This window comes from Candidatus Anoxymicrobium japonicum (assembly GCA_002843005.1).
Lineage (GTDB): Bacteria > Actinomycetota > Geothermincolia > Fen-727 > Anoxymicrobiaceae > Anoxymicrobium > Anoxymicrobium japonicum.
Genome location: PHEX01000005.1, coordinates 22,002 through 44,798, shown reverse-complemented (window position 1 = coordinate 44,798; position 22,797 = coordinate 22,002). Strand labels below are relative to the sequence as shown.

20 protein-coding genes and 1 tRNA gene are annotated in these 22,797 nt (G+C 58.3%); 18 read left to right on the top strand and 3 right to left on the bottom strand.

Going from position 1 to position 22,797, the window contains the following annotated elements; genetic code table 11:
- The coding region (locus CVT63_01080) for a hypothetical protein (protein PKQ28796.1) at positions 1-292 on the top strand (292 nt) is incomplete at its 5' end.
- A gap of 190 nt (positions 293-482) precedes the next feature.
- Here the strand turns inward: CVT63_01080 and CVT63_01075 are convergent.
- On the bottom strand, positions 483-908 hold the full coding sequence (locus CVT63_01075; protein PKQ28795.1) for a hypothetical protein: 426 nt from the start codon (positions 906-908) through the stop codon (positions 483-485).
- Positions 909-1,007: 99 nt separating this feature from the next.
- On the opposite strand from CVT63_01075, the gene CVT63_01070 reads away from it, so the two are divergent.
- From CVT63_01070 to CVT63_01050, 5 genes are all read left to right on the top strand, one after another.
- Entirely contained in the window at positions 1,008-1,523 is a 516-nt protein-coding gene (locus CVT63_01070; protein ID PKQ28794.1) for a gamma carbonic anhydrase family protein, read from the top strand.
- Positions 1,524-1,635: 112 nt separating this feature from the next.
- The gene (locus tag CVT63_01065) at positions 1,636-1,974 is read left to right on the top strand and encodes a hypothetical protein (protein PKQ28793.1); all 339 of its coding nucleotides are present in this window, start codon (positions 1,636-1,638) and stop codon (positions 1,972-1,974) included.
- 31 nt (positions 1,975-2,005) lie between these two features.
- Positions 2,006-2,512, top strand: coding sequence for a hypothetical protein (locus tag CVT63_01060; protein ID PKQ28792.1), 507 nt, complete (start codon positions 2,006-2,008; stop codon positions 2,510-2,512).
- Between the two features lie 110 nt (positions 2,513-2,622).
- Positions 2,623-3,093 (top strand): hypothetical protein, encoded by a 471-nt coding sequence (locus CVT63_01055; GenBank protein ID PKQ28791.1) that lies wholly within the window; start codon positions 2,623-2,625, stop codon positions 3,091-3,093.
- 69 nt (positions 3,094-3,162) lie between these two features.
- Positions 3,163-4,329: a fructose 1,6-bisphosphatase gene (locus CVT63_01050; protein ID PKQ28800.1), complete on the top strand. Its 1,167-nt coding sequence runs from the start codon at positions 3,163-3,165 to the stop codon at positions 4,327-4,329.
- On the opposite strand, the gene CVT63_01045 is transcribed toward CVT63_01050, so the two are convergent.
- Positions 4,257-5,036 carry a hypothetical protein gene (locus tag CVT63_01045; protein PKQ28790.1) on the bottom strand — a complete coding sequence of 260 codons (780 nt, stop codon included), beginning with the start codon at positions 5,034-5,036 and terminating at the stop codon, positions 4,257-4,259. The two genes, CVT63_01050 and CVT63_01045, sit on opposite strands and share 73 nt — an antisense overlap.
- Positions 5,037-5,222: 186 nt before the next feature.
- Between CVT63_01045 and CVT63_01040 the strand changes: the two genes are divergently transcribed.
- The 3 genes from CVT63_01040 to CVT63_01030 are packed head-to-tail and all read left to right on the top strand — an operon-like array spanning position 5,223 to position 10,430.
- Positions 5,223-5,822: a hypothetical protein gene (locus CVT63_01040; protein ID PKQ28789.1), complete on the top strand. Its 600-nt coding sequence runs from the start codon at positions 5,223-5,225 to the stop codon at positions 5,820-5,822.
- A complete protein-coding gene (locus tag CVT63_01035) occupies positions 5,822-8,350 on the top strand; it encodes a hypothetical protein (protein ID PKQ28788.1) in 2,529 nt (842 codons plus the stop codon). The genes CVT63_01040 and CVT63_01035 overlap by 1 nt, the downstream gene beginning before the upstream one ends.
- A gap of 37 nt (positions 8,351-8,387) precedes the next feature.
- Positions 8,388-10,430: a hypothetical protein gene (locus CVT63_01030; GenBank protein ID PKQ28787.1), complete on the top strand. Its 2,043-nt coding sequence runs from the start codon at positions 8,388-8,390 to the stop codon at positions 10,428-10,430.
- 227 nt (positions 10,431-10,657) lie between these two features.
- Here CVT63_01030 and CVT63_01025 read toward each other — a convergent pair whose 3' ends face one another.
- On the bottom strand, positions 10,658-11,728 hold the full coding sequence (locus CVT63_01025) for a fructose-bisphosphate aldolase (protein ID PKQ28786.1): 1,071 nt from the start codon (positions 11,726-11,728) through the stop codon (positions 10,658-10,660).
- Between the two features lie 230 nt (positions 11,729-11,958).
- Between CVT63_01025 and CVT63_01020 the strand changes: the two genes are divergently transcribed.
- From CVT63_01020 to CVT63_00980, 9 genes are all read left to right on the top strand, one after another.
- Positions 11,959-13,719: a hypothetical protein gene (locus CVT63_01020; GenBank protein PKQ28785.1), complete on the top strand. Its 1,761-nt coding sequence runs from the start codon at positions 11,959-11,961 to the stop codon at positions 13,717-13,719.
- Between the two features lie 209 nt (positions 13,720-13,928).
- Positions 13,929-14,004, top strand: a tRNA-Arg gene (locus CVT63_01015).
- A gap of 24 nt (positions 14,005-14,028) precedes the next feature.
- Entirely contained in the window at positions 14,029-16,839 is a 2,811-nt protein-coding gene (locus CVT63_01010) for a hypothetical protein (GenBank protein PKQ28784.1), read from the top strand.
- A 31-nt stretch (positions 16,840-16,870) separates the two neighbouring features.
- Positions 16,871-17,089, top strand: coding sequence for a hypothetical protein (locus tag CVT63_01005; protein ID PKQ28783.1), 219 nt, complete (start codon positions 16,871-16,873; stop codon positions 17,087-17,089).
- 92 nt (positions 17,090-17,181) lie between these two features.
- Entirely contained in the window at positions 17,182-17,499 is a 318-nt protein-coding gene (gene trxA, locus CVT63_01000; GenBank protein PKQ28782.1) for a thioredoxin, read from the top strand.
- Between the two features lie 18 nt (positions 17,500-17,517).
- Positions 17,518-18,249, top strand: coding sequence for an anaerobic ribonucleoside-triphosphate reductase activating protein (locus tag CVT63_00995; protein ID PKQ28781.1), 732 nt, complete (start codon positions 17,518-17,520; stop codon positions 18,247-18,249).
- Positions 18,250-18,366: 117 nt separating this feature from the next.
- Entirely contained in the window at positions 18,367-19,290 is a 924-nt protein-coding gene (locus CVT63_00990) for a hypothetical protein (GenBank protein PKQ28780.1), read from the top strand.
- A 45-nt stretch (positions 19,291-19,335) separates the two neighbouring features.
- On the top strand, positions 19,336-21,123 hold the full coding sequence (locus tag CVT63_00985; protein ID PKQ28779.1) for a long-chain fatty acid--CoA ligase: 1,788 nt from the start codon (positions 19,336-19,338) through the stop codon (positions 21,121-21,123).
- Between the two features lie 70 nt (positions 21,124-21,193).
- Entirely contained in the window at positions 21,194-22,774 is a 1,581-nt protein-coding gene (locus CVT63_00980; protein PKQ28778.1) for a hypothetical protein, read from the top strand.
- Positions 22,775-22,797: the final 23 nt, after the last annotated feature.

The following is a 22,797-nucleotide window of genomic DNA, read 5'->3' as shown; positions in this document are numbered from 1 at the left end:
GTCCGTCGAGGAGGCGCTTTCCGAGATGTTGAAAGGTCCAACCGCAACTGAAAAGAAACAGGGCTATAGCACCGCGATTCCTGAAGGAACAAAGTTACGATCCTATTCTGTCGCGGATGACCACGCGACCGTCGGTTTCTCTAAAGAGATGCTCAATTACGATGGAGGGTCGTCGCGCGTCCAGGCGATCAGAAGTCAGATAGACAACACAATCATGAACAACAACAAGACGATCAAGACCGTAATTATAACCGTAGACGGAAAGCCCGCGGACGAGGTTCTCCAGCCTTAACTTCCGGGGGTCAGGTCTTTTTTCTAAAAGTCGGTACACGTTATCTGGATGAAAACGCATAATGGGGTCAAACCAAATTATGCGTTTTGCAACAGATAAATGATAGGAGCGCCCATAAAAACGCATAATTTGGTTTGACCCCATTATGCGTTTTCGTGTCCGCGCGCCATGGGGGACTGACAGGAAAAAGTTAAAGGCGCTTCAGCATCCGGACGCAGGATCCGTGCCGGTTGCTTTTGATTTGAACCTCATCCATGAGCGAGTGCATGATGAAGAATCCCCGGCCCGATAGCGCGTCAATGTCGGGCGGGCAGGGCGATTTCCCGGTTGGCTTGAATCCGTGACCACGATCAGAGACTTCGACCAACACCGCGCGGTCGCGAATCTCGCAGATTACATCGATAGGCTTGCTGCTGCCTGGGTTGTGGACAACAGCGTTCTTGGCGGCCTCATGGGTCGCGGTGATTATGTCCTGAATGTAAGGCTCGACGCCTGGATACGAGATGAGCGTGGCCTTCATGAATTCCCTCAGGGTTGTAAGCGCGGGCACGAAAGGCGCGAGCGTGTAACAGCTTACTTTTTGGGATCGCCCATTGCGGGCATTCCCCTCATTCATTTGAAACAACTCCTAGATTTCCAAATATCGATTTATTCTATAAACTTTGAAACAAGAAGCAAATGATATGTATCAATCAATAAAATCGCGGAGGTGGCAATGTTAGTTGAGATGAACGGCAAGAAGCCGACAGTCGCGCCGGACGCTTTTGTCGCGCCGACATCTGTCCTTGTAGGAGACGTAACTGTAGAGAGCAAGGCAAGTATCTGGTGGGGCGCGGTTTTGAGGGGCGACTTGAACGCGATCAAAATCGGAGCGCGTTCCAACGTCCAGGACAATTGCGTTATTCACTGCACAGTGAGGGACGGCGTTACGGTAGGCGCGGACGTGACAGTCGGGCACGGAGCTGTCTTGCACGGCTGCGTCATAGAAGATGGCGCGCTGGTCGGGATCAATTCCACTGTGCTGGACGGCGCGGTCATTGGCGAAGAAGCGGTTGTGTCCGCGGGTTCGACAGTTACTCCAAGAACCAGAGTCGAGCCGGGCTGGCTTGTCGGAGGCGTTCCCTCAAAACCGATCAAGGAGCTTTCTCCCAGGGCTAAGGAGGGTTTCAGGGTGGGGAAGGACGCGTACGTAATCCTTGGGGAAATGTATCTTTCGAGGGACATCGGGTAGTTCTTCTTAAGAAAACGGCAAGGACACATGGCAAGCGTTGCGTGCTGTTGTTGTCGCGCCATTTCACTGATATGATTATTTTAGACGTGAGATTTTACAAAGGAGGCGACAGGTGGGATTCTTTGACAAGATACAGGAAACGATTTCCAGCGCTACCGAGCAGACCAAGACGATGGTCGGCGATGCCCAGATCAAGCGCGAGAAAGGTCAAAAACTGACACAGTTGGGAGAGCAAGTTTACAACCTCTACGTGAGTGGGCAACTTGCGAATCAGGAGTTTGCGCCGGCGTGCCAGGAGATAGCCGACCTCGACCGGAAGCTGGAGGAAGCCAGTGCATCCGCGCAGGCCGCGAAGCCGCAATCGGCTGCGCCATCAGCGCCAGAGAGTTGCGCGCCAGCCGCGCCGCCACCTCCACCTCCTCCACCTCCGGCAGGCCCGAGCGAGGAGTAACGTACTGATAAACACGGAGACAGGAGGCGCAGTGTCAGGGAAAACAGATTCACAAAAGAGAACAACCGGAATAGCGATCGCGGTCGTATTGACGCTTGCGCTGGCACTGTCGTTGCTGGCGGCAGGGTGCGGAGCCCAGACGCCTGAGAGCGCGGTGCGAAACTTTTTCGCGGCTATAGAGAACCACAACTGGAATGGGTATTTGTCCGCGATCCTGCCGAACAATGTTCGTCGCATGACAGACACGGACACTCGCGAGCAGAAAAAAGGCTTCCTCGGCAATAGCTTCAAGTACGGGGGTCTCAAGCTCAATGCGAAGTACGACAAGAAAAACAAGAACAAAGCTGATGTCGAGTTGACGTCAGGCAGCTTCAAGGTCAAGAATTCGCAGACCGGCAAAGAAGAAACGACCAACGTGTCGAAGATCAAAAAACAGATGGGTCGTGCCCCGGCGCTCAAAACAGTAAAGTTCAAGGGATGCTGGTATGTGGATATTCCACTGGCCGCAAAGGACACGCAGCAACCATCGGGGATGTGAACAGGGTCAGGCGCGGGTCAAATTCGCTTAGTGATGGATGGGCTCTAAACGGGCCCGTCTTTTTGTTGATATACTATATCCAGTGTTTTAGAACATTCAGGGGGCGGTCAATGAACACCAACAGTCAACGCGAAGCGGCGGCGCGCGCGACCTGTGTCCTTCTCATGCTTGCTATTCTAGTGCCAGCGCTCGTCTTGCTCGCGGGCTGTGGAGGCAACACACCCGAGGGGGCAGTGCGGGGGCATCTCAACGCCTGGCAGTCGCTAAATTGGGAAGCGTACAAGAAGACGGTCAACCCCGAGAAGAAACTCACAAAAGATCAGGAAGAGCTTGCAAAGCAGAAGTTCAAGCAAATACAGGTCAAGTTTCAGGATCTGAAGATGCAGACCGGTTTAGATCCGAAGGACAAAAACAGGGCGACTGTGACGATTGTAAGTGGGAAGGCAATATACACGGCGACTATCCTCGGGAAAAAGAAGACGGATACTCAGGACATCACGAAGATGGACTCGAGGGACAGGCCCACCTTCGATGTCGTGAGGATGAACGGCGCCTGGTACGTGGATACGAAACTGGGGTAGCCACGAGTGTCCGTTGTTTTGTCAGACTTTTGGCGAAGAGACCAGGTTCTTGAAGACGAAGAGGTAGATATGCAGGTCACATTGAGTATTATCAAGGCCGACGTCGGCGGATGGGTCGGGCACTCGGACGTGCACCCGAAGCTCCGCGAGAAAGCGGTTGAGCAGCTTGCCCGGGCGAAGAAGGATGGCCTCATCATCGATTTCTGCCGCGGGGAAGTCGGCGACGACATCGCGCTTATCATGACCCATGAGAAAGGAATCGAAAACGAAGAGATACACAAGTTCGCATGGAACACCTTTACGGCAATGACCGAGGTCGCAAAGGAGTACGGGCAGTACGGGGCCGGGCAGGATCTTCTGGTAGACGCGTTCAGCGGAAACCTCAAGGGCATGGGGCCGGGCTTCGCGGAGATGACCATCGAAGAGCGCCCATCCGAGCCAATCATCATCTTTCTCGCGGACAAGACCGAGCCCGGCGCGTGGAACATGCCACTTTACAAGATGTTCGCGGATCCGTTCAACACAATCGGGCTCGTCATCGACCCGAGCATGCACGACGGCTTCCGCTTCGAGGTTCTCGACCTCATCGGCGAGCGCAACGTCATCTTCAACACTCCGGAGGAAATCTATGACATGCTCGTCCTTATAGGTTCGCCTTCGCGATACGTCATCAAGCACATCTTCCGCAAGAGTTCGGACGAACCTGTCGCGGCGACTTCCACGCAGAGGCTTTTCCTGATGGCTGGCCGCTACGTCGGCAAGGATGACCCGGTCATGGCGGTTCGTTGCCAGAGTGGCCTTCCCGCGGTGGGCGAGGTTCTTGAGCCGTTCTCGTTTCCCCACTCGGTAGCGGGATGGATGAGGGGCTCACACCATGGGCCGCTCATGCCGGTCGGCACGGAAGATGATACGCCAACCCGTTTTGACGGGCCACCGCGTGTGGTCGCCTTGGGGTTTCAGCTAAAAGATGGAAAGCTGATAGGTCCTCGCGACATGTTCGCCGATAAATCCTTCGACAACGCGAGGCAGCAGGCCCTTGACGCGGCGGATTACTTGCGCCGGCACGGCCCGTTCGAGCCGCACAGGTTGCCGTTGGAGGAGATGGAGTACACTACGATGCCCTCCCTCCCCCCTGATAAGGGGGGCGAGGGGGGTTATGCCCCTTATACCTTGTCGCGCGCGAAATCGAAGGGTGTCTCTCCGGTCATGAATCTGTCCAGATCATCGCCGTCGTAGAGCTTTGTCACAATCCGCCTGACTTTCGCGGCAATCCGGTCGATAACGAACTTTGTCTCATCTTCGCTGTAGTAGGACGCCAGATCGATCGGCTTGCCGATCCTGCAGGTCACGTGACGGTACGTTATAAGCTCGACGCCTTTTTTGGCGGTAGGGTGTTTGACAAACATAGACACGAGCGACCCGGGCAATTTGATGATTTTCTTTTCCTCAGCCGCGACAATAGCCACGGGGATGACCGGCATGTGGTTCTCCAAAGCGAGCTTGACGAAGCCTGTCTTGAATGTCGAAATCTTGCTGGCGCTATAGACGTGCATGAACGACTCGACGCCTTCGGGGAATATCCCGACAAGCTCGCCGTTCTCGAGAAGGCGCGCGCCTTCGTCAATGCTGTGATCCCCGGCGTCGCCGCCATAGAGGTTCATCTTGAAAAAGCCGACCATCTTGAAGAGATGGCTGGCGCCCGGAATCGCGTAGAGGTGTGAGCCGGCGGCGATGTTGATAAAACGCTCGACGCTGTATCCGAGAATGATCGGGTCGGCGTAACAGCGATGGTTCGCGACTATCACTGCGCCACCCGACTGTGGAATGTTGTCTTCGCCCTCACAGCGCAACCGCAGGTGAAAAGAGTAAAGAGGCCCAAGAAAGAGCCTGAGACTTTCTGTGAAGAGCATGCTTTTGATGTCCAAGTCAGCGCTCCATCCCATGTATATCCTGGCATTCGAACATCGATGCGTCCATCCTGTTTTTCAATCGGCGGCGGCGCGGTTTGCCTTGAACAATAGTATCAGACCATATTCAGCCTGACCCCTAATTAGTTACTTCCATTTGAAGAACAAACGGCTAGAATAGACATGGTGGGCGGTTCGCCCTGATTTAAGGGAAGGAAGGAATTGAGAAAGAACAGAATCCCTTTGCTTATCACCGCGGCGCTTCTGGCGGCGGCGCTCTTCGCCGGCACGCTGGCTGGTTGCGGCGGCGACGAGGGCAAAGCCCGTAAGTATATAGAGTCCGCGCAGGAAAAAAGTAAAAAAATAATGCTCGTTGAGAAGAAGCTCCGAAAAAAAGGAGAGGAGTTTCTGAAGTTTTTAGCCGCGCTCCCGCCGAATATTACACCGGACATCGCCGCGACGGTGAAAAAGTTTTTTGGTGACACCGTGGATTTGGTTGAAGCGATCAGCGCGGCGGCACAGGACACGCGCGTCGAATATAACAATATTCTTGACCTCAACGGCGTCATGGAGTTCAAGAAATACGCTCACAACCGAATTGATTTGATCGATCTAATAAAGAGACAGGCAGAACTCACCAAGCAGATCGCCGCCGTTTACGAAATGACGGTCGATCAGGCTATGAACGGCCAGACAATCGACGAAGCGCTCGTTCAAAAACAGAGTGTCCCGTTGAGCGAAGAACGCGATAAAATAACCGGGCAGATCAAAGAGTTAAACGAGGAAGCGGCTGATCTGGCTGAAAAGCTGAACATCGACTAATGAAGGGAAAGATCATGCGGAAGCATCTGGCGTACATAGTGGTTCTTGTTGTTTTGACGGTTGCCGTCGCGTTCTCTATGTCGCTATCGGCGGGTTTCGCGGGGGAGTCCGCACGGCCGGGAACAGGAATCGGACAGTGGCAGCGCCTGTCAAGTGGCGGGTTCGGCAAGGGAAGCGCGAACCTGTCGGTGACGGCCCTCGCGCAATGCGGTGGCAAGCTCTACGCCGGAGTCTCTACCGAAACCATTGGCTCATTGGTGATGGTAAAAAACGGTTCCACCTGGACGGAGATGAGTAACCCGGGCTTTGGGAACGCGGATAACAAGGCCGTCGCGAGGATGGCTGCCTTTAATGGAAAGCTGTATGTGGGCACCGGAAACGAGAGCGGCTGCGAGGTCTGGCGATTCGACGGCCCCGGCAAGACAAACTGGACGCGGGTCGTGAGTGGAGGCTTCGGCAAGACCGGCAATAAAGCCGTTGGCGCGCTGGTGGTTTTCAACGGAAAGTTGTACGCGAGCACAATCAACATGAGCTACAGCTTCTCCGGCGTCAGCAGCGCGGGCGCCGAGATATACTCCACCGGCGATGGCGCCGCCTGGACTCCTGAGATGACGGGCGGCTTCGGCAACACCGAGAACATCGGGGTGACCGCGTTGTGCGAATACGGATCGAAGCTCTACGCCGGAACGGATCGGGTGCGCGTGACGACCGAGTTCGTCGACTTTACTCATGTGAAGGTCATAATGACGAGCCTTGGCTGCGAGCTGTGGAAAATGACCGGCGCGACGTGGGCGGCGCGGTCCAAGATCGCGGGGGACGGCATTACCGACAAGCGCAATGCGGGAATATCCGCGATGAGCGCCTACAGCGGCAAGCTGTATGTCGGCACCACCAACGGGGATGGGTCGCTGATCTACGACATCAGCGCGCAGAAGACGTCTGACGAGACTTACAGTTCGTCCGGCCTGTTTGTCTATTCATACAATGGCGCCAGCATTACCGAGTCCGTGCGTGGAGGATTCGAGAGCACGGACGACATGGGCGCCAACAGCTTCGAGGTGGTGAACGCTGGCGGCAAGAGCATGCTCCTGCTCAGCGTCCTTTCCGCCGCCGGCGTGGGCAAGTTGAAGGCGTTCGATGGGAACGACTGGTTCTCGGCGGCGGATCCCGGCATGGGAAATCCGAACAACAAAGGGATCACCTCGCTCGAATTTTTCGATGGGTTGACTTATGCGGGAACGACGAACGAGACGCAAGGATGCGAAGTCTGGGCGGGGACGCCCCCCACCTCCAGGGCGGAGCTGTCAAAAACCTGGTATCTGGCCGAAGGCTGCACCAATGGAGGATTCGAGACGTGGATCCTCATCCAGAACCCCAACAGCGTGAAAACCACGGCGCAGGTGACGTACATGACTCCAACGGGAGAGCGGAAAGGACCGGCCGTCGATCTCGCGCCAAACAGCAGGAAAAGCATAAATGTCGCGGAAAGCGTGCCGTCCGAGTGGAGCGTGTCCACGGTCATCAGCGCCGATCAGCCGATAGTCGCCGAGAGGGCCATGTACTGGAACAACCGCAAGGCCGGGCACGATTCCGTTGGCGTGACGGCCCCGTTCCCGGTCTGGTATCTGGCCGAAGGTTGCACCAATGGGGGCTTCGAGACGTGGGTGCTCATCCAGAACCCGGGCGACGTGCCGGCCATGGCCGTTCTGACTTACATGACGGACAAGGGCAAGGTGGACGGCCCGACCGTGGATCTCCCGGCGCACTCGCGGAAGTCGGTCGATGTGGCCGAAAAGGTTCCGGGAGAATGGAACGTATCGACCAAGGTAACCGCGGATCAGCCGGTGATAGCGGAGCGCGCGGTTTACTGGAACAACAGGAACGGTGGCCACGACTCTATCGGAGTAACCACGGCTTCGAGCGTATGGTACCTGGCGGAAGGCTCGACCAACGGCGGCTTCGAGACGTGGGTTCTCGTTCAGAACTCCGGTGACGTGGCCGTTAATGCCACGTTGACCTTCATGACGCCGAGCGGATCCACACCCGGCCCGACAGTCAATATACCTGCCAACTCTCGCGTGAGCGTGGACGTGGGCGAGACGGTACAGGCCCAGTGGAGCATATCCACGAAAGTCACGGCCGACCGTCCGGTCATCGCCGAGCGCGCGGTGTACTGGGGCTCACGTGTCGAGGGGCACGACTCCATCGGCGTGACATGCGCGAATGACACGTGGTACATGGCCGAAGGTTCGACCAACGGAGGTTTCGAGACGTGGGTTCTCATCCAGAACCCTGGCGAACAGGAGACCACCGCCAACGTGGTCTATATGACACCGAATGGCGAGAAGCAAGGTCCGGTCGTGTCCCTGCCGCCGAACGGGAGGGTCTCGATCAACATCTCGGATGTGTTGCCGGGAGAGTGGAGCGTCTCCACCAAAGTGACCGCGAACCATCCGGTCATCTGCGAAAGATCCGTTTACTGGGGAAACAGGACGGGTGGCACCAACTCGATCGGCGCCGTTATCTGACTTCTCTTGAAAACGCAACACAAGGGGTCTGACCCCTGTGTTGCGTTTCCTCTGGTACAATGTTTCCATGCTTTATTCGATCAGGGTGGCGAGGAAGCTGGCGGTGATTTGCGTCGCGCTGGCCGTTTTTGTGGTCGCGCTTGTCGCGGGGCCATCGCTGAGCGCGTACGCCGCGTCGTATAACTGGGAAGGCGGGCACGACACGGTGGGCTTCTCGGCGCCGAGCGGAACCGCGTACTTTGCCGAGGGTACGACGCGCAACGGCTTCGAGGAGTTCCTCCTCTTGAGGAACACGGGCGGCGACAGTTCCATCGTGACCATCAACTACCTGTTCCCGACCGGGGCGCCGCACTCGGAAGAGATTGAGCTCAAAGCGTGGTCTGGCGCGTCGATCTGCGTGAACGACGTAATCGGGCAAGGGAAAGATGTGTCGGTGGCTATCAGCGCCACTCCGGGGATAATCGCGGAACGGCAGATTTACTTCAACTACAAGGGCGTATGGGCGGGCGGGAACGTGGCATGCGCGGTCAGCGAGCCAGAGGACAGGTGGTACTTCGCCGAGGGCACAACGCGCGCCGGGTTCCAGGAGTGGCTGTGCCTTTTGAACCCGTCGGACCATGAGGTCGCCGCAACTCTCACCTACATGCTCTGTACCGGAGAGACCCGCAAGCAGGAGCTGAAGCTTCGCGCGAACAGCCGCGGCACGGTGGACGTCAACGGCGCGCTGGGGGCCGGTCAGGACGCGTCCGTCGAGGTAAAGGCGGACACGCCTATCATTGCCGAGCGCCCGATGTACTTTAACTACAAGAACGCGTGGAGAGGCGGTCACACGTCAACCGGCGCGGCGGGCCTTGCGAGAGAGTGGCACTTTGCCGAGGGGACAACGCGCAATGGATTCGAGGAGTGGCTCTGCGTAATGAACCCCGGGGCGGAGGCTTCAGCCAGGGTTGAGTACCTGTTCAAAGACGGCAGCCCGGTCGTCAAGGATTATGCCCTCAAGGCGCATTCGCGAACGACACTGTTCGTGAACGAGGAGATAGGCTCTGAGAAAGACGTATCCATGAACGTTAGCGCCAATGCGGATGTACTCTGTGAGCGGCCGATGTACTTCTGCTATCACAACGCCATTGAAGGGGGGCACAACATCGTAGGGGCGACGTCCGGAGAGAGAACATGGTTTTTCCCCACGGCGTGCTCGGGTCCCGGGTTCGAGTCGTGGCTTTGCGTCGCCAACCCTGGCGCGTCTGAGAACAAAGTTCTCGTCGAGATATTTGGTGATGGCGGGGATTACAACAGTGAAGAGCTGACCATGGCGCCACGCGCGCGGGCGACATTTGACGTCAACACGGCGTCGGCGAACATCTGCAACCCGTGGCTCAAGGTGACAGGGACGCGTGATTTGATTGCCGAGCGCCCGACATATTTTTCCTACTCTCCACGAATCGACCCCGAGCCGTTTTCCATAGCCTCATGGGCGGGGATCGAGATAATAAGTCCTATCCAGTACTGCGACCTGCTTGGGCCGGTGTTCCACGAGGCGTCGGCAGATGGCGGGGACGGGCGTTGCAACAATTGCCCCGCGTTGCAACCGGCCGGCATTTGCCTGCGTGATGATAATCCGGCGCGGCTCGCGCCGGGGCTTGTGCACAATCAAGGCAACGACCCGTACTACTTCGTCGAGGAAACACGGGGCAGAGGCACGTACTCGACTACCGCGTGCGACGTTCAAGCAAAGGCGGGAACGACTGTGTACGCGCCGGTGAGCGGAACCGTCGTAGCCGCGGAAAGCTACATGCTCTACAGCAGGTACCCGGATCTCCGCGTGAAGATCCGCATCGACGGTCACGCGGATTATCAGATGGCGATCCTGCACATGTCGCAACTCGCTGTTTCGAGCGGCCAGCGGGTGGAAGCGGGAAAGACCCCCATAGGCGTCGTGCGCGACCTCGTGCCGTACTTCAACAGCGGGCCGAACCCGTACACGGGGGAGGAAGGAAATCACGCGCACCTTCAGATCAATTACAGGCCGGACCAGGCGACAGGTGCCGTTCCGGCATCGTCAGCTATCGAGATGGAATAATCTCTCTTGTCTTACTGTCAAACGGGACGAGTTATTGATCTCCTCCCCTTTAGACGGGGGAGGATTAAGGTGGGGGGCGAGGTACCCCCCTGACAAGGGGGGCTAGGGGGGTTCTGCCTCAACCCTCTCCCAGGGGGAGAGGGAGCTCTTGAGTCGCGTCTCGACCGCGCGGTTTCATCTGGCCACGGGCGGCCTGATAGGCGTCCTCAAGCGTGGTTGGCAAATGGTCAGGCTACCGTAACCTCATCGCAGAGATAGACATTCTGGATCGCCTCGAAGAGCCGGATGCCTTCGTCAAGCGGCTTCTGGAAGGTCTTTCGGCCGCTGATAAGCCCCATGCCGCCCGCCCGCTTGTTGATGACCGCGGTGCGCACGGCTTCAGCCATGTCGTTTTTGCCCGACCCGCCCCCCGAGTTGATAAGCCCGACCCGACCCATGTAACAGTTCAAAAGCTGGTAACGGGTCATGTCGATCGGGTGGTCCGAGCAGAGTTCGTCGTACATCCGCCGGTCATACTTCCCGAACTTCACGCCGGCCTTGTTCACGGCCTCGTACCCGCCATTGATGATTGGCGACTTCTGCTTGATTATGTCAGCGCCGATAGTGGCGCCGAGATAGTTCGCCTGGCCGGTGATGTCGGCCGACGCCTCATAGTTGGCGCCATCAACGATGAAAGCTTCGTTGCGGACGTAGCACCAGAGTATGCACGCCATCCCAAGGTTGTGGGCCGCCTCAAACGCCTCGGATATTTCCATGATTTGACGATCGGATTCCTCCGAACCGAAGTAGATGGTCGCGCCAACCGCGACCGCGCCCATGTCGAACGCCTGCTCGACGCTCGCGAAAAGAATTTGGTCATAGTGGTTCGGGCAAGTGAGAAGCTCATTGTGATTGATTTTCACAATGAACGGAATGATGTGCGCGTACTTGCGGGCAACGCTGCCGAGCGCCCCAAGGGTGCTTGCGACCGCGTTGCAGCCGGCCTCGACGGCAAGTTTCACGATGTTCTCCGGGTCGAAGTAAATGGGGTTCGGGGCGAAAGAAGCGCCGGCCGAGTGCTCTATCCCCTGATCCACGGGAAGGATGGACAGGTATCCGGTTCCACCGAGACTGCCGTTGCTGAAAAGAGATTGCAGGCTGCGCAGAACAGGCGTCGGGCGATCCGAGTCACAACAGACCCGGTCGACCCACTCCGCGCCTGGGAGTTGCAGAGTATCCTTCGGCACCCGCGGCGCGTCGAAATCGAGCAGGTAGCCCGCCTCATCACCGAGAAGGTCAGCAATTTCGTCTATCTTCATCTCAAAACTCCTTTGTCATTCCACAATTTGGATTTTACCGTGCGCTTCGCGCTACCGCTACCGTCGAGGCCTGCGCCAGTCTATTGAGTTAATCATCTTACTCCAAATTATTGCCAACCTTGTAATGTTCTTACCATGTCATACCGTACTCTCATGTTAAATGTCAAAGCTTTGCGTGAGGCGTCACTTTCCACCTCGTTCCCCGGTGGAGAAAGCTATATACTGACAGCATGAATACTCGCAGAAACAGATTGCTTCGCGTCCTCGGCATCATCGCGCTGGGAATGATCGTCATTTACGGCGTCCTGGCGATAAACATATACTCGTCGGTCGGCCGCTTTCCTACAAACGGGAAACGCCCGGCGCCGAACATCAAGGAACTCATCTGGCCGACGATCGGTTATCCCGAGATAGTGACGCCGGGTTTGCCTTTGCTCGCGGAAGTTGTCGCGCCGGGAGACCGCGGCGCCGGCGGCGAATTCACCGCGACATTGAAGCCAGCGCGCTCCGAGCTGAGTGGTCTCTCTTACTCATTAAAGGCGGAAGCGGTCTCAAAAGGTCGCTCTAAGCGCTGGCCAGAAGGCACGCGCTTTGGGCAACATGGCAACGTCTGGCGCGTCCGGTTCACGGTTCCGCGGCAAACTGTTCCCGAGCTGTATGACCTGTCTATCGAGGCGGTCATTGATGGCAGGCGCATCGAAGACACGCAGCGGCACGCCGTTTCCGTGCGTCCCGCGGCGGCAGACAAGGATTTTACCTTCGTGTCGCTGGCGGATGTGCATGTGCACAGGCGCAACATAGCGGGTTTCAGGGTGCCGCAGACGGATAAAGGCATCGCCGCCGACGGGACGCCCGTGTTTTTCGAGCGGGTCATCGACCAGGTAAATCTGATCCGGCCTGACTTCGCGGTTATTCTTGGAGACAACATCAGGGCGCAGCACGCCCCGGGAGATTACCAGGTAGAGTTCCGGCAGTTCTACAAGGCGCTGTCCAGGTTTCAGGTTCCGGTCTTTATTATTCCGGGAAACCATGATACGTACTTCAATGAAGTTGATGGCGCCAGGGTTTTCGAGGAAAACATCGGTCCGCTCCACTACTCATTCGACATTGGCGACGCCCATTTTACGGCGGTAAATACGACCCAGTGGCCGGCGACCGACCGTATGATGATGGAGAAATTTGGCTTGATTCCAGGCCCAAGGAAGTGGCAGGGGCAAGTGCTGGGCGCGACCGACGAGCGCAATCCAAAGACCTACACAAGTCAGCTCGCGTGGCTGCGGGACGACCTGGCGGGGCACTTACGTTCGCGAAACAGGTTTGTCCTTATGCACCACGACCCGTTCAGGCCGGGAGGAAAGCCGAGCGCATGGAAGGATGAGCGGTTCGGCGCGTTGTTCGCGCTGGGGGGTGGCGGAAAGGGAAGCGTGGCCCTCAGGGTGCTCATGGCGAAGCACTGCGTGGATTATGTGCTGACAGGGCATGAGCACAGCGACTACATCGGCCGCGCGAAGTGGGAAGATGGCAAAGGCGCGACGGCGTACGTCAACCAGACGATGGTGACTTACGACATGCGCGGGATCAAGGACTCCTACCCGGGATACCGCGTCTGGAGCGTCAAGGACGACAAAGTCGGCGGATTCACCTACCTCGACAGTTTCCATTCGGTTCCGCTCTACGACGGCTCTGCCCTGAACGGCGGGAACGACTCCGAAAAACTGGATAGGCACGCGATGTCGGTCGCCGCCCGGGGGGACGGCTTTTCTCTGAGCAGCGTCCTCGGCATCCCGATGGAGGTTCGAGGCCTCGCCGGCGTTTTCCCGGCGCAAGAGGGGTATGAGGTTCAAAACGGCGAGGTGTACGAGGTCGTGCCTCTTCCGGGGGATCCGACCCGCGCGCTGGTGTACGTCAAGACGGAGATTGCGGCTGGCGTGCCGGGATCTGATGAGACAACTCCGGGTACGCCGGCAAAGTTGGACGTCTGGATCCGCTAGCCTCAGCGTGCGTTAACCTCCGGGGTCAGTTGCTCGCGTAGAACTTAACAAATTTGCCATGGCATATCAGAATATCTGACATAACGTGGAAGATATATTAAGTCGCCGACCTTCAATTCGGATAACGTGTACCGACTTTTAGAAAAAAGACCTGACCCCCCGAAAGTTAAGCGTGGTTGCGCGTTATAATTGTTTCCTGTAAAGAGAGCGGCCACGTAGCTCAGTGGATAGAGCAACTGCCTCCTAAGCAGTAGGTCGTCGGTTCGAATCCGACCGTGGCTTCCAGAATTGACAGTCGGGAGGCATGAATTGAAGCGTTTATTCGTAGCAATAGTGTCTCTGTCGCTGGTCGCGGCGGGAGCAGTTGCGCCTGCGGCCAATGGCGCGTTGGCACAGAATGCGCAATCGGGCAAGGGCGCGCCCTCAACCGATGGCGCAAACTACGTTCCCGGTGAGATCCTTGTCAAGTTCAAGTCCGGGGTGGGCGCCCGAAGCGTGGAATCTCTGCGAACGCGTGTGGCCGCAACGGCCGGAAAGACGCTGACCGGGTTCGGGCTCGAGCGGTTGACAGTGCCGGCGGCAGACGTCCGGAGCGCTATTGCGCTGCTTCGCGCATCGTCTCTCGTCGAGTACGCGGAGCCGAACTATATCCGATCCGCGGAGTACAGCCCGGACGATCCGTACTTCAGTCAGCCTGCCAACAGGCAGTGGAACATGAAGAACGCGCCGGCGGGCGGTGGCATAGGCATGACCGACGCCTGGGATATCACAGGAGGCTCGACGACTGTGGTCGTGGCTATCCTGGATACCGGCGTGGCGTACAGAACCGGCGGCGGTTTCACTCGAGCCCCCGATCTGGCGGGAACGCACTTTGTCCAGGGTTACGATTTCATCAATAACGATTCCTACGCGGATGACGACCACGGGCACGGGACGCACGTTTGCGGGACCGTGGCGCAAAGCACAAACAACGCGATCGGCTGCGCCGGCATCGCTTTCCAGACGACGGTAATGCCGGTGAAGGTTCTGGATCACACCGGGTACGGCGACGACGCTCAGATTATCCAGGGGATAACGTTTGCCGCCGAGCGCGGCGTGGAAGTCATGAATCTGAGCCTGGGCAGCCCCGATCCCAGCGCGGCGCTCGAGGACGCCCTCGACTACGCTTTCGGGAAAAACGTTGTTATCTGCGCGGCGGCGGGCAACGCCGGGATAGAAGCGGTGGAGTATCCCGCCGCGTATCCCGCGTGTGTCGCGGTGGGCGCCACGACCAGAACGAAGGCAAAGGCTTCTTACTCGAACTTTGGAGCGGCGCTTGACGTGGCAGCGCCCGGCGGGGACAGTAGCGGGCCGATCTACCAGCAGACGTTCAAAATCGAAGGAAAACCGCAGAGTGGCATCATCTGCAAAGGAATGGCCGGCACGTCCATGGCCACTCCTCACGTCGCGGGCGTGGCGGCTCTCGTGAAAGCGCACAACCCGACATGGACAGCGAGCGACGCGCGCGCCGCGATCGCCTCAACCTGCTACGATCTCGGCGCCGCGGGCTGGGATTCCCAGTTCGGCTGGGGCTTGATCGACGCGAACGCCGCTCTCGCCGCGGCGAAGCCTTCAGCGACTGCGCCGGCGCCCGTTTCCGTGACGCCCGCTTTTGCCGCCACCGGAACCACCCCGCATCTGACCGTGACCGGCGCGGGCTTCTCTTCGAAAGTCAAGGTTACTCTCGAGCGAGAGAGCGAGATCGGACTCAACAGTTCGAGTGTGGCCGTGTCAGGCGCCACAAGGGTCACCTGCGATATGCCACTCGTAAACGCGCAACCGGGGTTGTGGAACGTGGTGGTGGAGAGCGCGACCCTTCACTCCAGCTCAATCGAGGGCGGATTCATGGTGGACAACGCGAACAACAGGACGTGGTACCTAGCCGAGGATTCGACAGCGTACGGGTTCGAGGAGTATTTCCTGATTCAGAATCCGAACTCTGGAATCGCGAACGTTACCGTGACGTTCATGACGCCCGACGGCGCGCTCGAGCCGTATGACGTGACAGTCCCCGCCAGCAGCAGGTTCACCATAGCGTTGAACGATATCATGACAGATACGGACGTATCGGCGAAAATAACCGCGGATGTGGACATTATCTGTGAGCGCTCGATGTACTGGGGCTCGCGAGTCGAGGGGACCGACTCCATTGGAGTGCAGTCGCCCTCGTACACGTGGTACCTGGCGGAGGGCGCCACCAGCTACGGTTTCGAGACGTTCCTGCTGATACAAAACCCGACCGACAGCGAAACAACCGTGGAAGTGACGTACATGACAGCCGAGGGGCCTGTCGAGAAGGAACCATTTACTATTGAAGCGAACTCGCGTTACAGCATCAACGTCGCCGACGATCTGCCCGAAAAAGAGATGTCTTTCAAAGTCGTCGCCGACAGGAGGGTTATCGCCGAGCGCTCCATGTACTGGGATGGTCGGCGGGGCGGTCACGACTCTATCGGCACGACGATACCGGCCGAGCAGTGGTATCTTGCCGAGGGATCGACCGACTGGGGGTACGACGAGTACGTGCTGATAGAGAACCCTGGCGCGGCGGCCGCGAACGTGACGCTCACGTATATGACGCCGTCAGGGCCGGTTATCGAGCCCGCCGTGAGCGTTGCCGCCGGGACGCGAGCGACCGTGCATGTAAACGACGCGCTCCCGGGGAAGGATGTTTCCGTGCGGTTGACCGCCGATCGTGGGATAGTGGCTGAGCGAGCGATGTACTGGAACAACGGGACGGGAAAAGCCGGGCACGTCGCTATCGGGGTTCCACAACCGCGGCAGCAATGTTTCCTCGCGGAGGGCTCGACCGACTGGGGCTTTGAGACGTGGATACTCGTGCAGAACCCGAACGAGGCGGCCGCGAACGTCGGGATCGACTACATGACCGAGTTCGGATTGGTTCCGAAGAACGCGTTCACGCTTCCTGCCAACAGCAGAGTGAGTGTGCACGTCAACGAGGATGTGCCCGGCGTGGACACCTCGGCGCGCGTTTACTCGAACGTGCCGGTTATTGCCGAGCGCGCGATGTACTGGAACAACGGCGGCGGCGGGCACGTTTCGACCGGCCTGATGAAATAGTCTGACGAGCATGGGATGGAGCGCTTAGCAGTTGCAGTTAAAGATGCCATGGATAGATCGCGCCCTGTGCAAGCGCGAACTTGATTGCAAGGCGGCTCTGAACTGTAAGAAGAAAGCGTTCCACGTGCAGCCGGCGTCAATGGATGAGCCCGGCCTGGCCGCGGAGTTTCCACTCATAGATCTCGAGGAGTGCAAGCGGTGTGGCGACTGTGAGAAGGCGTGCGCCAATCACGCGGTGAAGATGATATAGAGTTATAGCGTCCTTCAGTTGAGAGCCTGGTTGACAAAGCGCATTGACACTCTCGGCGGGTCGCGGTATTTGTGAGCGAGCAGGAGGGAACAGTGGTGGAAGTGCTTGAAATCAACGAACAAAATTTCGAGGCGGAGATAAAAAATGCCGATATGCCGGCGCTCGTGGACTTCTGGGCGCCGTGGTGCGGGCCGTGCCGCATGATGCACCCGGTGATCGAGAGCCTGGCGGAGGAGTACGCCGGCAAAGCCGTCATCTCGCGGTGCAACGTGGATGAGAACCAGGGGCTCGCCCAGCGGTTCGGCGTCACCGCGATACCGACGATCGTGATCTTCAAGGGCGGCGAGAAGTCTGACGAAATGATAGGCGTGACATCCACTGAAGACATCAAGAGCAAGCTCAATTCTTGACAGGACGGCTGGTGTCTCTTGCTTGAGATAAAAGGCTTCATCCCCAATACCATGCTCGATTGGGAGGGGATGCTGGCGTCGACCGTGTTCCTCCCCGGGTGTAACTTCAGGTGCCCTTTCTGCCAGAACGCGGAGCTGGTTCTCGCGCCCGGGAGATTGGAGACGTTGCCTTTCTCAGTCATCGCCGACTACCTGAGAGAGCGGATAAGCTGGGTAGAGGGAGTATGTATTACCGGAGGCGAGCCGTGCATGCACGAGGATCTGCCGGGGCTATGCGCGGATCTGCGATCGCTGGGAGTGAAAGTCAAACTCGACACCAACGGCAGCTTTCCAGCCGCCCTCGAGCGGCTTCTTTCGGACGGGCTGGTGGATTACGTGGCCATGGATGTGAAGGCGAGCCTCGATGAGGGCCACTATCGCATCGCGACGGGGATCGACCGACCGGATCTGATAGGTTTTGTGCGCGAAAGCATTGACATGCTGAGATCATCGACAGTACAGCACGAATTCCGGACGACAGTCGTGCCGCTCATGCACTCTCCCGCCGAGGTCGCGAAGATAGCGGAGTATCTAAAGGGCGAGAGCCGCTTCATTTTGCAACATTTCAGCCCGGTGGACACACTGGACCCCAGGTATTCGACGCTGAGACCGTTTACCGACGAAGATATGCAGGTCATGCTGAAGCAGGCGCGACAGTACGTGCCGACCTCGACAATCCGTGGCGGTGCAACCAGAATCAGATCCGCTTAACTTTGGGAGCAGGTCTTTTTTTAAAGTTTAAGAGGGGTCAGGCGCCGTCTGGACGGACGATCGACTTTAGAAAAAAGACCTGACCTCAAAGTTAAGCGTGCAACTATTGAAACCTGGTTGCGTTTGAAAGTGAACAAACTGTTGAAGATACTTCCAGATTGCTATGTTTGCGCTATGAGACAGGCGCTCTCGGCCGCGAGGCTCATCAGCGACGGCGAGGAGTTCCAGCGCCGCTGTCTCCGTGAGGCCGCGAGGTTGCTGGTGGAAAGCCGGTGCGACATAACGCCACCCGAGGCTGGCGAGGGAATCTACCGGATGATCCGCGAGATATCACAAGTTCAAGACCCTTTCGCGCAACAAAAACGGCAGCAGAACCAGGCGGTAGAGGCGATACTCCCCTGGCTGCGCGAGACAGTCGCCGGTGCCGCCGACCCGCTACTCATGGCGGTGAGGCTCGCAATCGCCGGGAACGTGGTTGACACGGGGGCGCAGGCGTCTTTCGACCTCGAGAAGAGCGTAATAGAGGCTGTGGCGCCGCGGAACGGGCTCGAGCAATTCGACGCGTTCGCTTCGAGCCTAGCCCGCGCGGATACCGTGCTGCTTGTGGCGGATAACAGCGGCGAGATCGTGTTCGACCTGGTGCTGATAGAAACGATGCGTCGCTTGCGCGCCGGGGAACTGGACGTCACCGTGGCTGTGCGCGCGGCGCCAATCATCAACGATGTAACCGAGGCCGAGGCGCGCCAGGTGGGCATTGACGCGGTAGCGCGGATCATCTCGAGCGGCTCGGAGATGCCGGGGACGGTACTGGCGCGGACGACACGTGAGTTCCGCGAGATCTTTGAGGCGGCCGATCTGGTCATCTCGAAAGGCCAGGGAAACTGGGAAACGCTCGACGAGCTTGACGAGTGTTCCCGCGAGGTGTTCTTCATGTTTCAGGCGAAGTGCCCCGCCGTGGCCGCGATCAACGCCTGCAAAGAAGGAGTCTCGCTTTTGCTGAAAAAGGGTCAGGCACCGTCTACCTTTACTGCGGAGAGGTAGACGGTGCCTGACTCCAAAGTTAAGTCGGGAAAGAAAGGGGGTTCGATGGGTGAGGAAACGATTTGCGGCATGCTGTCGCAAAGGGTTGAGAAGTACGGCGACAGGGTGATGATGAAACACGTGGCAGGGGAAGCGTGGAAAGAGATCTCCTGGAACGAGTTCTTCGACAACGTCCGGCGCCTTGGCCTCGCGCTCATTTCGAGCGGTGTAAAGCCGGGCGACCGCGTCGCGATATTCTCGCCGAACAGTCCGCGGTGGCAGATGGCGGACATGGCGATTCTCTCCGTCGGCGCGGCGAGCGTGCCGCTCTACGCCACGATAACCGCGAAGCAGGTGGAGCACATCCTTTCCGACTCGGGTTCGAAGATCGTCTTTGTCGGCGGCGAGGATCACATGAACAGAGCGCTCGAGGCGCGGGACAATCTCCCCGGGCTCGAAAAGATAGTGACAATGGACAACACGGCAACGGGGCCCGATGGCGTAATCACGTTCGAGGACATGATTGATCTTGGCTCGAAGAACGCGAACCCGGACGAGTTCCCGCGCAGACTCGGCGCCATACAGCCGGACGATCTTTGCAGCGTAGTCTATACGTCCGGCACCACCGGCAACCCCAGGGGAGTTATGCTGAGCCATAAGAACTTCATGTCTAACGTGACCGCGGCGTCGAGCCTGTCTGACGCGGACGACACGGACGTCTATCTGTCTTTTTTGCCGTTGAGCCACGTGTTCGAGCGGATGAGCGGCTACTATACGGCGATCTTCAACGGCGTTACCATCGCTCACGCAAAGAGCATTGATACGCTTGCGAACGACATAATGGACATCAGGCCACACTGGATGATAGGTGTCCCCAGGCTGTATGAGAAAATCTACGCCGGAATTCATGCGAGCATAGAGAGCGAATCGCCGATCAAGCGAAAAATCTTTCACCGGGCAGTCAGAGTCGGTCGCCAGGTCAATCAGCTCACGACCAGCAACAGGCCAGTGCCGTTGCGCCTCGCCTTCGAGCACGTCGTTGCGAACAAGCTGGTTTTCTCGAAGATTCTCGAAAAGATGGGCGGCAGGCTGAGGTTCTGCTTTTCTGGCGGCGCGCCGCTCGCGCGAGAGATCGCGGAGTTCTTTTGCGCCGTGGGGATCAATGTTCTCGAGGGGTACGGCCTGACCGAGACGTCGCCGGTGCTGACAATGAATCTTCCTGGCGCGATGCGGTTTGGCTCGGTGGGGCAGGCGTTGCCCAACGTCGAAATCAGAATAGCGGACGACGGAGAGATCCTGGCCAGAGGTCCGAATGTGATGTCCGGTTACTGGAACAATCCAGGCGCAACCGCTTCGGCGCTCGAGGGCGGCTGGTTCCACACGGGGGACGTCGGACACCTCGATAAAGACGGCTACCTCTTTATCACCGATCGCAAGAAAGACCTCATCGTCACCGCGGGCGGCAAGAACATCGCTCCGCAGAATATCGAAAACGCTTTGAAGCTGGACAGGTATATCGAGCAGGTCGCGGTCATCGGCGATAAGCGCAAGTTTGTGAGCGCGCTCATAGTGCCGGCTTTCCCGGAGCTCGAGGAGTGGGCGAAAAGGGAAGGCATAGACGCGAGCGACAGTGCCGCGCTGCTGGCCGACGAGCGCGCGCAAAAGATGTACAAATTGCGCATCGATGAAGCGCTCTCGGAGTTCGACCGGCACGAGCGCGTGACGAAGTTTACGCTGCTGCCCGAAGAGATGACCGAGGCGGCCGGTCTGATGACCCCAACACTCAAGGTGAAGAGGAGAGAGGTCGAAACGCGGTTCGCGAGCGAAATCGAGAGCATGTACGAGAGCGACTGACCCACGGTCATGTCAACGAGAGACGGAAAGTCGTGGTAATATTCACATATCAATTATCAGGAAGTAGGACGTGAAAAAGGCTGCGCGATTGTTGGTCGTTCTGGTGTTGCTTGCCGCGAGCGTTACGATCATCGGGGCGATCCATGCGCTTGCGGCACCTGTCGCCGCGCCGCATGTCGACAGCATTTTGCCCGCGCAAGGGATTGTGGGCATGCCCGTGCGGATCAACGGAACGAATTTCGGCTTGCCCGTTCCAACGAGTGAGGTCACCTTCAACGGCGTGCCGGCCATTCCATCACTGTGGCAGGACGGCTTGATCCTCGCGCAGGTTCCTGATGGGGCGACATCCGGGCCGGTTGTGGTGACCACGCTCGCGGGATCGAGCAACGGCGCGCAGTTCACCGTGAACGATCTTCCAGCGCCCGCGCAATCATGGTATCTCGCGGAGGGCTCCACCGCCTGGGGCTTTGAGACGTTCATTCTGATGGAGAACACGACCGACATCGACGCGACTGTGAACGTTACTTATAATACGGCGCAGTACGGCAGGATCCCCAGGACGCAGCCCCTGAACGTGCCTCCCGGCTCGCGTGTCACGTTGCGCGTGAACGACGACATTCCCGCTGTTGACGTTTCGACTCAGCTCGACTCCTCCCAGGCGATAGTCTGTGAGAGAGCGGTTTACTGGAACAATCGCATTGAGGGGACCGATTCTATCGGAGTTACTGCGCCCGCGAAGACCTGGTATCTCGCGGAGGGCTGCACGCAGTGGCCATTTGAGACGTGGATCTGCGTCCAGAACCCCAGCCGCGTCGCGGACGCGAACGTGGGGATAACCTACATGACATCCAAAGGAACTGTCGAAAAGCCGATGATTACTGTCGGCGCCGGCCAGCGCAAAACCATCGACGTCTCGAAGGACGTTGGCGAGTGCGACGTGTCCGCCCGCGTGGTCAGCGACTCAGATGTCGTTTGCGAGCGCGCTATGTACTGGGACAGCCGGAGGGGCGGGCACGATTCAGTGGGGGTGACCGCTCCCTCAAAAACATGGTACCTGGCCGAGGGAACCACGGCGTGGGGCTTTCAGACGTGGCTCCTCCTTGGGAACCCGAATAGCGCCGCCGCCAGAGTGGATGTGACTTACATGACGTCAAGCGGCCCTGTCAAGCGGCCGCCCATCATTATGCCGCCTGGCTCCAGACAAACAATCAACGTAAACGATGAGGTAAAAGACAGCGACACCTCCATCGAGGTTGCGAGCGATAAAGAGGTGATCGCGGAGCGATCCATGTACTGGGACAACGGCACTGGCAAGGCAGGGCACGAGACTGTGGGCTTCACCGCTCCCGCGAGTGAGATATACCTCGCGGAGGGCTCCACCGCCTGGGGCTTCGAGACGTTCGTCTGCGTCCAAAATCCGAATGATGATCCCGCAGAGGTCTCGGTCGTTTACATGACAGGAGACGGCCCGGTGGTGGGAGCGACGCGAACAGTGCCCGCCAACAGCAGGATCACGATCAACGTGGCCAGCGAGCTTCCAGACAAGGACGTTTCCGTGAAGCTGACCTGCGCGCAGCCGATTATGGCCGAGCGAGCCATGTACTGGCACAACAGGGGCGCCGGGCACGTTTCTGTGGGATGGAAGAAATAATGGCGTGTCCGCGCCCGTTTCCA